The organism is Mycoplana sp. 10N416, assembly GCF_056394765.1.
This window is the reverse complement of record NZ_JBFTIM010000006.1, coordinates 351,845-365,435: the sequence shown is the minus strand read 5'-3', so window position 1 is coordinate 365,435 and position 13,591 is coordinate 351,845. Positions and strand designations below refer to the sequence as shown.

The 13,591-nt window shown below is 63.4% G+C and carries 11 protein-coding genes; 4 read left to right on the top strand and 7 right to left on the bottom strand.

Annotation, left to right across the window (positions count from 1 at the left end; genetic code table 11):
* Position 1: 1 nt before the first annotated feature.
* The 3 genes from AC1DDS_RS15015 to AC1DDS_RS15005 form a co-directional block, all read right to left on the bottom strand.
* A complete protein-coding gene (locus AC1DDS_RS15015) occupies positions 2-1,174 on the bottom strand; it encodes an aminomethyl transferase family protein (RefSeq protein ID WP_477479675.1) in 1,173 nt (390 codons plus the stop codon).
* Between the two features lie 62 nt (positions 1,175-1,236).
* Positions 1,237-2,829, bottom strand: a complete 1,593-nt coding sequence (locus AC1DDS_RS15010) for a phytoene desaturase family protein (RefSeq protein ID WP_477479621.1) — start codon at positions 2,827-2,829, stop codon at positions 1,237-1,239.
* Complete coding sequence (locus AC1DDS_RS15005) at positions 2,816-4,435, bottom strand: phytoene desaturase family protein (protein WP_477479620.1); 1,620 nt, start codon at positions 4,433-4,435, stop codon at positions 2,816-2,818. Before AC1DDS_RS15005 ends, AC1DDS_RS15010 begins: the two co-directional genes overlap by 14 nt.
* Before the next feature lie 161 nt (positions 4,436-4,596).
* Between AC1DDS_RS15005 and AC1DDS_RS15000 the strand changes: the two genes are divergently transcribed.
* From AC1DDS_RS15000 to AC1DDS_RS14990, 3 genes are read left to right on the top strand one after another with little or no spacing between them, the layout of a single operon-like run.
* Positions 4,597-5,409 carry a methyltransferase domain-containing protein gene (locus tag AC1DDS_RS15000; RefSeq protein ID WP_477479619.1) on the top strand — a complete coding sequence of 271 codons (813 nt, stop codon included), beginning with the start codon at positions 4,597-4,599 and terminating at the stop codon, positions 5,407-5,409.
* Positions 5,410-5,450: 41 nt separating this feature from the next.
* Positions 5,451-6,110 (top strand): TetR family transcriptional regulator C-terminal domain-containing protein, encoded by a 660-nt coding sequence (locus AC1DDS_RS14995; protein ID WP_477479674.1) that lies wholly within the window; start codon positions 5,451-5,453, stop codon positions 6,108-6,110.
* Positions 6,111-6,130: 20 nt separating this feature from the next.
* Entirely contained in the window at positions 6,131-7,213 is a 1,083-nt protein-coding gene (locus tag AC1DDS_RS14990; RefSeq protein WP_477479618.1) for an extracellular solute-binding protein, read from the top strand.
* Between the two features lie 232 nt (positions 7,214-7,445).
* On the opposite strand, the gene AC1DDS_RS14985 is transcribed toward AC1DDS_RS14990, so the two are convergent.
* The 3 genes from AC1DDS_RS14985 to AC1DDS_RS14975 are packed head-to-tail and all read right to left on the bottom strand — an operon-like array spanning position 7,446 to position 10,299.
* A complete protein-coding gene (locus AC1DDS_RS14985) occupies positions 7,446-8,543 on the bottom strand; it encodes an ABC transporter ATP-binding protein (protein WP_477479673.1) in 1,098 nt (365 codons plus the stop codon).
* 26 nt (positions 8,544-8,569) lie between these two features.
* Entirely contained in the window at positions 8,570-9,382 is an 813-nt protein-coding gene (locus tag AC1DDS_RS14980; RefSeq protein WP_477479617.1) for an ABC transporter permease, read from the bottom strand.
* Positions 9,382-10,299 carry an ABC transporter permease gene (locus AC1DDS_RS14975; RefSeq protein ID WP_477479616.1) on the bottom strand — a complete coding sequence of 306 codons (918 nt, stop codon included), beginning with the start codon at positions 10,297-10,299 and terminating at the stop codon, positions 9,382-9,384. Before AC1DDS_RS14975 ends, AC1DDS_RS14980 begins: the two co-directional genes overlap by 1 nt.
* A gap of 226 nt (positions 10,300-10,525) precedes the next feature.
* On the opposite strand from AC1DDS_RS14975, the gene AC1DDS_RS14970 reads away from it, so the two are divergent.
* Positions 10,526-11,947 (top strand): aminotransferase, encoded by a 1,422-nt coding sequence (locus tag AC1DDS_RS14970; RefSeq protein WP_477479615.1) that lies wholly within the window; start codon positions 10,526-10,528, stop codon positions 11,945-11,947.
* Between the two features lie 283 nt (positions 11,948-12,230).
* On the opposite strand, the gene AC1DDS_RS14965 is transcribed toward AC1DDS_RS14970, so the two are convergent.
* Positions 12,231-13,421, bottom strand: coding sequence for an aromatic ring-hydroxylating oxygenase subunit alpha (locus tag AC1DDS_RS14965; protein WP_477479614.1), 1,191 nt, complete (start codon positions 13,419-13,421; stop codon positions 12,231-12,233).
* Between the last annotated feature and the right edge of the window lie 170 nt (positions 13,422-13,591).

Below are 13,591 nucleotides of genomic sequence, written 5' to 3'. Positions count from 1 at the left end.
CTCACCGCAGTCCTGGCGGCGTGGCGGTGCGGCGGGCCAGCTTCACGAACGGGCGCGGGACGATCGTCGCACGCTTCATCATCTTCTGGTAGCGCAACTCCCGCATCGCATAGATTTCCACCCAAAGATCGTTGACGAACTTCGTGCCGTAGGGACGGTCCAGGCTGGCGATGGCGATGTTGCGCTTCGCCGTCGGCGACCAGATCGCGGCCGTGATAAGACCGGCTTCGTGCTTGCGGCGATGGTAGACGATTGCGTGCTCGGCAGGAATATTCCCTTCGATTTCAAGGCCGACCAGCACATGCTTGAGAGTTTGATTCCGCCGCGCCTCGAGGATCGCCTTTCTGCCGTTGAAGTGCGGTTTGTCCGGATCGACCAGCCAGTCGAGGCCGATCTCGTCGGGCAGGCGGACGCGGTCCGCGCGAAGGGCGCCTTCAGCGGTGACGAAATCGGCATTGGCGACGATGAAACCGGCCTCGATGCGGGTGCGGTTCAGCGCGGAATAGCCGATCGCGCGGATGCCGTGGTCGGCGCCGGCGCTCCAGAGCCGATCCCAGAGCGAGAGCGCCGCAACGCGCGGCACGAACAATTCGTAGCCGAGATCTCCGCTGAAGCCGGTTCGTGAGACGGCGACCGTCCCGGCGTCATGCGGGAACGTGCCGATCTCAAACGGCCTGAGGAGCTCCGCGCCGGCAAAGCCGGCCTCCTTCAGGACCGCATAGCTCGTCGGTCCCTGCAGCGCGACGCCGGCGATCTCCTCGGTCTCCTCTCGAATCTCGACAACAAAGCCGATGGCGCCGTCGAGCAGCCAGGGCAGGTGGCGCTCCTGGCAGCAGAGACGGAAATCCTGCTCGCCGAGCCGGAACAGCGTGCCGTCATCCAGCACGTGGCCGTGATCGTCGCACCAAGCGGTGTAGTGGACGCGGTTGATGCCGAGCTTGCGCACGTCACGCAGCGTCAGGCGATTGACGTAGCGTTCGGCGTCCGGGCCGGCGATGCGATATTTCACCATCGGCGAAATGTCGAAAAGTGCCGCCGTCGAGCGGATGGAGAAGTACTCCAGCTCCTCGTCAAAGAGCGAGTGCGGCGCCTTGTAGCCGGCCCAGTTGTACCAGTCGTTCACCTCGTCGAGGGCTGCGAGGCGAGGGTGAAACGGTGTTTCGAGGCGCGGCATCAGGATGTGATTGCGTGCGGCACGGCGGACTTCGGCGGTGTGATGGGGCTGGGTTAGGGCGTTCATCGCTTGGCTCCCGACAGGATGTGCCGTGCGGCGTTCCAGCCGGCAAGCCCGGAGATGCCGCCCCCGGGGTGCGCTCCGGCGCTCGCAAGATGCAGGCCGTCGATCGGGGTGGCATAACCGGAAGCCGCACGGGTCGGCCGGTTGATCAGCAGTTGGTCGGCCTGGAGTTCGCCGTGGTGCCAGTGGCCGCCGGGAATGTCGTATTCCGTTTCGATATCGGCAGGTGTGCTGAGATCCGCTGCAATGATCGTCTTGCCGATGCCAGGTGCATGGCGTTCCAGGATATCGAGAACGATCCTGAGGAAAGCGGGCTTGCCCGCTGCCCAGCCCATCTTCAGCTTGTAGGGCGCATACTGGATCAGCGCTGAAAGCGTACAGGCGCCGTCTGGCGCGAGCGTTCGGTCGGCCAGGCTCGGCAGGACGATCTCCATGACCGGATCGGGGGAGAACTCGCCGTATTTCGCCGGATTGAAGGCCGTTTCCACGTGCTCCATCGAACGGGTGATGACGATGCGGCCGCTGTGGTCGCGGCCGGTGAGGCCGCTGAAGTTCGGCATGCGCTCGAGTGCCAGGTCGAGCTTGGCAACATTGCCGGCCGTGCGGATATGGCTGATGGAGCGAAGGAAGCCGGTATCGCTCTCGGCTGGATCGAGCAAATGCAAGAAGGTCGTTCGCGGGTGGACGGCGGACACGATCACCGGCGCGGCTATCTCCTCGCCATCCCCCAGAACGACGCCACCTGCCTTGCCGCGATCCGCAAGGATGCGGCCGACGCGGGTGCCGCAGCGGACGGTGACGCCGTTGATTTCCGCGGCCTTCAGGAAGGCCGGCGCCACCGCCGCCATGCCGCCTTCGGGAATGAACTGGCCGCCGGCCTTGCCGTCCACCTCGCCCGTCAGGCGATAGTAGAGCCCAAGCAGCGACGTCGGCGAGCGCGGGCCGAGATGGATGCCAAGCGTGGCGTCGAAAGCGAGCAACCCCTTCAAGCGGTCGTCTTCCAGATACTCGTCGGCGACGTCGGCGACGTTCATCAGCAGCATGCGCAGGAAGTCACGCCCCTCGGCGCGGCCCTTGCGGATCAGACCGAAGCCGGCGGCGGCGAGCGTCGAGATGTCGCCGATGCCGATCGCGCCGAGTTGCGGCGGCGGCCGGCGCAGGAAGCGCTTCAGGATGCCGGCCTGATAGACGAGTTTCTCGCGCAGCCGGCCGAAGGCTTCGGCCTCGGAGGCGGAAACCCCGTCGATCGTCTCGCCATAGGCGTCGCGCAGAACTGCGGGCTCATTCGCTCCATCGAGTACGACGGTCGGCATGGCCGGGCCGGATCTAGGCACCAACGCCAAGCCAAGGTCTCCGGCGACCTCCGGGTCGAGGCGGTTGACGAGGTGGGCGAGGCCGGCGGAGCGGAAGCCGGGGGCGAATTCACGGCCGCGGGCGGCGCCACCCGGAGCATTCGCGGCCTCGAGGACAAGGACCCTCCGGCCGCTCTTGCCGAGCTTGGCTGCGGCGGCGAGGCCGTTGTGGCCGGCGCCGATGACAATGGCGTCGTAGGCGTTCGCAGTGATCTTGGCGGGCGCATCAAATGACGTCATGGGCCTTGCTCATCTGTTCGGGGCTACGCTTGAGGTCGCGAAGGATTTCCATCGCGGCATTGCGTCCGGGCGCCCCCATGACGCCGCCGCCGGGATGGGTGGAGGAGCCGCACATGTAGAGACCGGCGATCGGGCTGCGATATTGCGCGTAGCCCGGGACCGGGCGGTTGAAGAGCAACTGGTCGAAGGTCAGTTCGCCCTGGAAGATGTTGCCTTCGGTGAGGCCGACCTCGCTTTCCAGTTCGCGCGGCGTCCGAACCTCCATATGGACGATCCGGTCGCGGAAGCCGGGCGAGTAGTCGGCGATCTGGCTGATGACGGTTTCGGCGAAGGCGTCCCGATCGGCGTCGGTCCAGTCACGGCCCTCGATCTTCGGCGGGCAGTATTGCACGAAGCAACTCATGAAGTGCTTGCCCGGCGAGGTCATGGTCGGGTCGAGCGTCGTCGGGATCATCGTGTCGAGCATCGGATCGGCCGACCAGCGGCCGGCCTTCCAGTCGTCATAGGCGCGCTCCATCCGTTCGATCGTATCGGTGAAGTGCAGGTCGCCGCGAATGCAGGAGGATCCGTGCGGCAGCGCCGGGAACTCCGGCAGGCTGTCGAGCGCGATGTTCACCTTGCCGGAGGAGCCGCGCATCTTGAAGTGCTTGACGCGGTGGACAAAATCCGCCGGGAGATTTGCTTCGTCCACGAGCTTGAGGAAGGTGCGTTTTACGTCGGCATTCGACACGACGAGCTTGGCGTGCACCTCTTCACCGTTGGAGAGCACCACGCCGCTGGTGCGTCCGCCGCGCGTAAAAATTTTGTCCACCTCCGCATCGGTGCGGATCGTGCCGCCAACCGACTGGAAGGAGCGCGACAGGGCTTGCGTTACAGCCCCCATCCCGCCGCGCGCATAGCCCCAGGCGCCGACGGAGCCATCGACCTCGCCCATGTAGTGATGCAGAAGGACATAGGCCGTGCCCGGCGACATCGGCCCCAGCGCCGTACCGATGATGCCGGAGATCGCCAGATAGGCCTTGATCACGTCGGTCTCGAAATATTCGTCGAGGAAATCCGATATCGACATGGTCCAGAAGCGCAGCGTTTCGGCCATCTCGCTCGGGGTGAACTCACCGAACTTCTTCGCCAGATAGAGCAGTTCCGACAGGTCGCGCGGACGAAACCCGAATGGATCGGGCGCGGTGCGCATCAGCAGCGGCTGGATGAAGCGGCATTGCCGGGTGACGTCGCGGGCATAGCGATCATAGGCTTCGGCGTCGCGTTTCGAATAGCGGGCGAATTCACGGCGATGGCTGTCGTGGTCGCGATAGGAGGCCAGATAGTCACCGTCGCGGGTGAGGACCGCGCCGCCCTCATAGGCGACGACCTGCAGGCCGTGCCGCGGCAGTTCGAGATCGCGCATGATCTCCGGGCGAAACAGCGAGCAGACATAGGAGCAGTTGGAGTAGAGGAAGCCGGGGGCCAGTTCCCGGCTGGTCGCAGCACCGCCGACCCAGCCGTTCTTTTCCAGTACCGCGACGTTCAGTCCGGCGCGCTGCAGGTAGCATGCCGTCACCAGCCCGTTGTGGCCGCCGCCAACGATCAGGGCATCGTATGTTTGCATTCTACGTTCTCCCTCGCTGCCGAGGAAGGCTGCATCAATCGCCAAACCTTGTCCAGATATTTTGAATGATCATTCAGCAAGCGTGTTGCAATCGCCTGATTATCCGCTAGAATTTCGCTGCGGTGACGATGAGCATGCAAGCAGTCTGGCGGGGAGGCCTCATGACGGCGGCAGGGTCAGGATTAGAGCACGAACCGGAATATGACGAAGCGGCGATTCGCTTCCTCGAGGTTCTCTGGGGGGAGGGGTTCTTGTCGCCCGGCGGGCCGGCGGAAGTCGACCGTGTCCTGGCGGGGCTCGATCTTGCCGGCAAGACGATCCTCGATTTCGGTTGTGGCGCCGGCGGTGTTTCGCTGCACATCACCAAAGAATACGAGCCCGCCGAGGTGGTTGGCTACGATGTCGAGCAGCCGGTGATCGATCATGCGCGGGCGGCGGCAGTTCGGCAGGGGCTGTCGTCACGGGTTCGCTTCATTGCCGGGTCGGCGGGGCGCTTGCCGTTCGATGATGCGGAGTTCGACGTCGTCTTCTCCAAGGATGCAATGGTGCACGTGCCGGACAAGGAATGGCTTTTTGGCGAGCTTTTCCGCGTCCTGAAGCCGGGTGGGCGGCTTGCGGCGTCCGACTGGCTGATCTCGCATGACGGCGAACCGTCCCAGGATATGCGGGACTACATCGCCGCCGAAGGCTTGAGCTTCGGCATGGCCTCGCCGCAACGCTACCTGGCGGCGATGACCGCCGCGGGTTTTGTCGACGTGTCGGCGGAGAGCCGCAACGCCTGGTATCGGGAGACCGCTCGCAGCGAACTGGAGCGTCTGCAAGGCGCGCTTCACGCCGAGGCGGCGGCGGTCGTCGGCGAGGCGTATGTCGCCAAGAACATTCGGACCTGGACCGCCATGCAGAAGGTCCTTGACACCGGCGAGCATTGTCCCACTCATCTCCGTGGCAGCAAGCCGGCCGGAGGCCATCCGTGAACGAGGCGCTGCGAGACCCCAAAACGAAAACGGCGGTGAAGATGCGGGCTGGCGCAGCGCAGAAGGTAGTGACTGAAGTCGAGAAAAAGGGACGCAAGGCCTCCAAGGAAACGAGGCGGCTGCAGCTGATCGAAGCTACGATCGATTCGCTGGCCAAGCGTGGTTATGCCGAGACGACTCTTGCCGATGTGGCGGATGGGGCAGGGCTTTCGCGCGGCATCGTCAACTTTCATTTCGAGAGCAAGGAAAACCTGCTCATCGCCACCCTGCAATACATGGCGGACGAGTATGCCAATCATTGGAATTCGGCGCTGGAAAAGGCGGGGGAGCGGGCTGCGAACCGGCTCTGGGCGCTCGTTGCGGCCGATTTCGACCGCAAGATCTGCACCAAGCGCAAGCTTGCGGCCTGGTGTGCCTTCTGGGGGGAGGCCAAGTCGCGGCCGACCTATCAGGCGCTCTGCGGTGCGCGCGACGTCAAATACCAGGAAACCGTGATCTCGCTGTGCACAGCTCTCAAGCAAGAGGGCGGCTACAGCTATGCGCCGGAAGCGATGGCGCTTGCCGTTTGCGCGACGCTCGAAGGGCTGTGGCTGCGCCTGATGATGGGCGATGGAACCACGCGGGAGAGCGCGCTCACGGCGGCGATCGAAGCGATCGTCGCGCTTTTTCCGATGCACATCGCGCGAAACGGGCCAAAATAGCCAGCCAAAAGGGGAGCAGCATGAGCACTTCGAACAGAACCAGAAAACTGGTCACGACCGCCTTCGTTACAGCACTTGCGCTCTCCACCGCCATGCCGGCCGTTGCCGGTGATGGACTTACCATCTTCGAGTGGTCGGGTTACGAGGATCCGGCGATCCATCCCGCCTATACGGAGAAATATGGTGCCGAGCCCGACTTTGCCTTCTTCGGGGACGAGGAGGAAGCGTTCCAAAAATTGCGCTCCGGCTTCAAGGCGGACATCAGCCATCCCTGTTCGCAGAGTGTCGTCAAATGGCGTGAAGCAGGCCTGCTGGAGCCGCTGGATACGTCGAAGCTGAAGTATTGGAACGACGTGCTGCCCGGCTTCAAGGCGATGAAGGACCTCATGACGTCGGCCGACGGCACCGCATGGATGCTGCCGTTCGACTGGGGCAACACGGTCCTCACCTACCGCTCCGATACCGTCAAGCCGGAGGAGATCGAGTCCCTGAAGGTCTTCGCCGATCCGAAGTTCAAGGATCGCGTCTCGATCGGCGACAACGTGGATGACGCCTATGCGCTCGCCAGCCTCGCCATCGGGGTGAAGGACTGGACGAAGATGACCGACGAGCAGTTCAAGGAGGCATCCGACTTCCTGCGGCAGGTGCACAAGAACGTCCGCCTGTACTGGACCGACAACACCGAACTCAGTCAGGCCATGGCAAGCGGGGAGGTCGATCTGGCCTGGGCCTGGAACGACACCTCGACCCAGCTTCAGACCGACAACGTGCCCGTCGCGATCAAGAAGGACACGAAGGAGGGTCTTTCGACCTGGGTTTGCGGTTTCGTACACCTGAAGGGCGGGGAGGGCAGCGAAGAGAAGGTGTATGACTACCTCAATGCCGTGACCGATCCTGCGGTCTCGAAGTACATGGTGGAAGCCTGGGGCTACGGCCACTCCAATGCAAAGGGCATGGCGGCGGTCGATCCGGCAATGCTGCAGCAGAAGGGCTATGGCGACATCGACAAGTTCGTTGCCAACACATTGTTCCAGTCGCCGATGCCGACCGAACTGCGGCAGAAAATGATCGCCGAGTTCGAGAAGATCAAATCGGGCTATTGATGCCAGTATCGCAGCGGCGGCCGCATCGGCTTCAAGCTGGCGGGGTCCGGTATCCGGGTCCCGAAAAACCGTCGAGGGATGTTTAGCGACGAGCGCTTTGCCGACCCGGGGGTCTCAATCGCCGACAACCGGGGAGCATCAAGCGGGAGCGGTTTCCGTCACGAAGCCAGCTTCGGCGGCAGTTGCCAATTGCGCTCTTGCGCCGAGGCCTAACCCGCCTCGGATTCCCGGGTCATCCCACCCGCGACACCGCTTCGTCCTCTGCCAAAAGCACGAACGCATCCGGATCGTAGGCCAGCCGGATCTCGGCACCGATCGGCAGGTCGTCGGCGCCGTAGTCGTTCGTCTCGACCATGGATAGCGGCTGTTCCAGTCCGTCGACACCGATGGTGAGATAGGTCACCTCGCCGAAGTAGGCGCGGTTTTCCACTCTTCCCGTCAATTCATGAGGCGCGCGTTCCTCATCCCAGAGTAAGCGAAGCCGCTCCGGACGGATGCCGACGGTGACATGGCCGTTGGCGGCGGCGAAACCCTGCGGCTTGCTGAGGTTGATCGTACCGAACCTGGATGTTTCGACCGAGACGTTCCCCGAATGGTCGCCGAGCAGCTTCGCCTGCAGGAAGTTCATGCCGCCGAGGAAGTCGGCGACCTTGCGTGTCCGGGGGTGCTGATAGATCTCCTTCGGTGTGTCGATCTGCGCAATTCTTCCGCCAAACATGACGGCGATGCGATCGGACAGGGCAAGCGCCTCGTATTGGTCGTGCGTGACGAGAATGAAGGTGATGCCGACGGCCTTCTGCAGGCTGCGCAGTTCCACCTGCATCTGTTCGCGCAGCTTCTTGTCGAGCGCGGAGAGCGGTTCGTCAAGCAAGAGCACCTTCGGACGCATCACGAGCGCGCGCGCCAGTGCCACCCGCTGGCGCTGTCCGCCGGAAAGTTCGTTCGCCTTGCGCTTGTCGAGTCCGGTCAGTCGAACCTGGTCGAGGGCGTCGGAAACACGCTTGTGCTCTTCGGCCGCGCCGAGTCGCAGACGCTTCAGGCCATACGCGACGTTCTCGCCCACATCGAGATGAGGGAAGATCGCGTAATTCTGGAAGACCATGTTCGTCGGGCGCCTGTTGGCGGGCAACAGCGTGCAAGGCACGCCGTCGATTCGAATTTCGCCATTGGTGGGCACGTCGAAACCGGCGATCGAGCGCAGAAGCGTGGTCTTGCCGCAGCCCGAGGGACCAAGCAGCGAAAAGAATTCGCCTTCGCCGATCTGCAGCGAGACGTCGTCCAGCGCCTTGTAGATCCCGTAGTACTTGGAGACGTTTTCGATGGAGATCATCGGACGGTCCGGCATGGTGGCTCCTGTCAATGTCCAAGTGCGGCCTGCGTGCGTCGCTCCGCCCGCCGGCGCAAGACTTCGGCGGTGGTCAAAAGCAGCACGGAAGCGACGATCATGAGGCTGCCGAGCGCGAGCACGGCCGGCAGTTTGGCGGCGAAGCGAAGCTGGCCCCAGATGTAGACGGGCAGCGTCGGCTCGGTGCCGGAAAGGAAGAAGGCAAGGATGAACTCGTCGAGCGAGATGGTGAAGGTGACGAGCAGGCTGGAAACGATCGCCGGTGCGACGACCGGCAAGGTCACGCGGCGGAAGGTGCCGAACGCGGTCTCGCCAAGATCGTAGGAGGCCTCCTCGAGGCTGCGATCGAAGCCCTCGAAACCGGATACGAGCACGGACATCGAATAGGGGATGCAGAAGACCACCTGGCCAAGGATCACGGTCAGGAGCGATAGCTCAAGGCCGAGCTGCAGCGTGATCATCAGGAGCGACACGGCCACGATGATCTCCGGCAGAAACAGCGGCGCCATGATCAGGCCGGTGGCCGGATTCTGGCCGCGGAAGCGATAGCGCGTGATGGCGCGTGCAGCGCAAATGCCGAGTGTCGTGCTGAGCAGAGAAACGCAGATGCCGACCACGAGGCTGTTGCGGGCCGCCTCCAGCAGGACGGTGTTGCCCCAGAGCGAGGCGTACCACTTGGTCGTGAAGCCTGCGAGCGGGAAGGTCGTGGTTGCAGCGTTGTTGAACGAGAAGACCGGCAGTAGCAGGATCGGCAGGTAAAGGAAGACGAAGTAGACCGCCACATAGATCGGCAGGAAGGGCAGGAGGCGCATCCGTTGCAACATCAGCGGAGCCTCCGCACACCATAGCGCAGCGACAGCACGATGACGGCTGCCGCGAGCGACACGAGAACCATGGTCGTCACCGAAAGTGCGGCGCCCAGGGGCCAATTTGCGCCCTTGCCGAACTGCGCCTGGATGGCGGTGGCGATCATCACGCCATCCTTGCCGCCGACAAGCTTTGGCGTGACGTAATCGCCGACCGTCGGGATCATCACGATCAGGAAGGCGGAGATGACACCCGGCATCGACAGCGGCAGGGTCACGCGCAGGAAGGCGCGCAGCGGCGTGTCGCCCAGGTCCCGCGCCGCCTCGATCAGCGACCGGTCGATCTTCTGCAGCGAGACGTAGATCGGCAGGATCGCAAAGGCCGCCCAGCTATGGACGAGCGTGATGACGACGGCGTTGGCGTTGTAGAGCAGCGACGTGATCGGCTGGTCGATGATGCCGGCCGACATGAGCCCGGTATTCAGCACGCCGCCGTAGCCGAGGATCACCTTCCACGACATCACGCGCAGGAGATAGCTCGTCCAGCAGGGGATCGTCACAAGGAACAGCCACAGGTTCTTGTGCACCCCACCATGGAACGAGATGTACCAGGCGATGGGGTAGGAGAAACCGACGGTGATGGCGCTGGTCAGCAGCGAGATCCACAGCGAGCGGACGAACAGGTCGCGGTAGATCGGTTCGGTGAGCGCGAGGCGGTAGTTCTCGAAGGTGAAGGTCCGGTCGATTTCCAGATAGTTCTGTGTCCAGAAGCTGTAGGCGATGACGAGCAGCACCGGCACGAGCAACAGCGCGAGCGCATACAGCAAGGTCGGTGAGATCATCGCGAGGCCTCTGGCCTCCTCGCTTCGCAGCCACCGGCTGCCCGCGGAAGGGGACGGCGTTTCCGCTGTCGTGACGATCGCCGCCGCGCTCATCGTTGCTTTCGCCGGTCGGGACAGGGCCCGCTTTCGTGGAATGCCGAGTTCATCGCGCCCGCCTTTCCGGCTGTTTGCTGTTCCCGGCTCAAAGATGAGCGCAAATCGCCATTGAAATCAAGCGCTATTTCTGCGATATTGATTGAACAAACATTCAATATGATGGAAGAAAATTCTTTGTTGTCATCATCTTGTGTGCTTTGTTGAAATTTAAATGGGGGTGAACATGGCTGCAATACCGAGGGCAGACGGCGGCAATGATGATGCGATTGGCGATGGGCCGGACGAACTGACCTTGCTCGCCGAGCGCCATCTGGTGCAGCCGTGGCCTGTTTCCGGCTCCATCGGCGCCGAGGCGCGCGGGCGACTGGAGGCGGGCGAGGGGATCTATGTCACCGACGCGGCCGGCCGCAGGCTGATCGATGGTCCCGCCGGCATGTGGTGCGTCAATGCCGGTCACCGGCGCAAGGAGCTTGCCGATGTCATGGCCGCGCAGGCCATGGAACTGTCCTATAATTCGCCGTGGTACACGACGAACGCGGCATCGGCGGTGCTGTCGAAACGGCTGGCCGATCATGCACCCGTCGGCGTTGATCACGTCTTCTACACGACAGGCGGCTCCTCGGCGGTGGAAACGGCGCTGCGCTTCATGCAGTTTGCCAACAACGTGAGGGGCCGGCCGGACAAGAAGCTGATCGTGTCGCGCCAGGGCGGCTACCACGGGTCCACCTATCTCTCTGCCTCGCTGAACGGCCGTCCGCGCGACCACGACTGGATGGACAGTGCCGAAGGCCTGGTGATCAAGTTGGCCTGCCCCAACCCCTTCCGCCGGCCCGAAGGTGTGGATGAGGCGCAGTTCTGCGACGTTCTCGTGGCCGAGTTCCGCGATGTGATCGAGAGGGTGGGCGCCGAGCGCATCGGCGCGTTCATCGCCGAGCCGATCATGGCATCGGGCGGTGTGATCGTCCCACCGGAGGGCTATCTCGTCCGCATGCGCGAACTTTGCCGGGACAACGATATCCTCTTCATCGCCGACGAGGTGGTGACCGCCTTCGGCCGGCTTGGCCATGTCTTCGCGTCGGAGGATGTCTTCGGGCTCGACCCGGACATGATCACCTTCGCCAAGGGGGTAACCTCGGGCTACTTCCCGCTCGGCGGCGTGATGATCGCGGGGCGGCTGTTCGAGGAACTGCGCCGATCGAACCATTCCGACGCGATGTTCGCGCATGGCCTGACCTATTCCAGCCATCCCATCGGTTGCGCGGTCGCGCTGAAGAACCTCGATATTCTCGAGGGCGGGCTGCTCGATCATGCCCGCGCCGTGTCCGGCCACTTCCAGGCGAGCCTCAAGGCGCTGGAAGACCTGCCGCTGGTCGGCGAGGTGCGTGGGCTCGGGCTGATGGCGTGCGTCGAGTGCGTCGCCGACCGCGTCAGCAACAATCCGCTGACGCTCGATCTGGAGGTGGGTAAGCGCATCGATAATCACTGCCAGGAACTCGGGCTTCTGGTGCGGCCGCTCATCAATATGTGCGTCATGTCCCCGCCGCTGACGATCACCATGAGCCAGATCGACGACATGGCGGCGATCCTGCGCCGCGGCATCGAGTTGACGATGGACGATCTGGTGCGGGAGGGGTTGTGGCGCTGATGACGACGAAAATTGCGTGAACGTCAGGGCTTCTCGTTTCGGGCCTTGGCACATTTCGGCCCGCGAAAGCGGGCCGAGGCCACAGACCGCAATAGCCGTAACGCAACCTTCCTTCCGTCACCCCGGACTTGATCCGGGGTCCAGCGGCGCCGCGTCTGCGGCGCGAAAAGAGTTCTGCGCTCAAGGACTTGAGCGAGTTGGATGCCGGATCAAGTCCGGCATGACGGACAGGTTGAATGCTGCGTGCGCCCCGGCTTGGCAATGCGGCAACTGCATGCCGAAACTAGATCATCGCCGCGTTGACCGCTGGCATCTCGTTCTCAGCCGGTGCCTGCTTCAGCGTCATGACCGGGAGCACCTTGCGCAGATGATCGTGGTGGGTGCGCACGCCGTATTCGAGGTCGGACAGATAGAAGCCTGCAAAGGCGGCCGAAGTCATCGCCTCGTTCGACCAGATCGTCAGTTGGACGTCCTCAGCCTGGGTGTCGCGATCGATGCGGGCGGCGAGATAGCGGGCAGCGGCCTGCTCCCGCGTCTCGTCCCGATACCGGTAGACGCCGCCGCGTAGCAGCGTCCTGCCGACGGACAACGGGAACTCCTGATAGAACTGCACCGCCTCCGGCGTCACGGCGAGAACGGAATTCGGAAACAGGCCGTAATAGATCCAGGCCTTGCGCAGATGTTGCGGGAGGAGCGCGTTCTCCGGGGCGATCTTCATATAGCGGCCGACGCTCCAGCGCCGTCCGGCGTGCGGATTGTAGGTGGCGAACGAGCGGCTGACGCCGTTGACGAAGGGTTCGTCGAAGTAGGTCGAACCGTAGAGGTCCTGAAGCGCGGGGTGCGCCATCGCCACGTGGTAGCCCTCGTTGTCGACGTCGCGCACCGATTTCCAGTTGACCGGCGTTTCCTGGGTGTAGATGCCGCCTGCCGGCACCATCTCGGCGGGCCGATAGCACGACAGCTCCGCCTCGAACGGCCTCATCAACTCGGCGACCGAGGGTTGCGGGCCGGGCGCGAACCGGACGAAGACGAAGCCCTGCCAGACTTCGCATTCGATGGCCTTCAGTGCAAATTCGTTCTTGTCCATCGGCGGAAAGGAGCGGGGACGAGCCGCCCCGCGAAGGGTGCCGTCGAGATTGTAGACCCAGCCATGGAACGGACAGACTAGCGCGTTGCGGCAGGTGCCCTTCTCGTCGGCCACAAGCCGTGAGCCGCGATGGCGGCAGATGTTGTGGAACGCTTTGATCTCGCCGCTCTGGCCGCGCAGAACCACGGCGCGCTCGCCAACGATGTCGAGGGTGATGTAGTTGCCCGGCTCGGCGACGTCTGAGACGTGACAGGCGATCTGCCAGTGTTCTCGGAAAATATGCTGCTTCTCCAGTTCCAGCAGGGCGGCACTGTGATAGCACCAGCCCGGCAGGCCGCTGCGGTCCCAGTCATTCGGAATGGTGATGTCGCGCACAACCGTGTTCATGACCGCCCCTATGTCTTGCTGAACGTTCATTCAAGTAAAGCATATTTTCATAGAGGAAGGAATAGGTTGGTTCCGTGCATCCACGCGCGAGCGGATCTCCTTCGCACCGGATCGGTCGGAATGAGGACGCGGCCCGCTTGCCGATGTGTTGCTGTTCGGCCTTTGGCGGC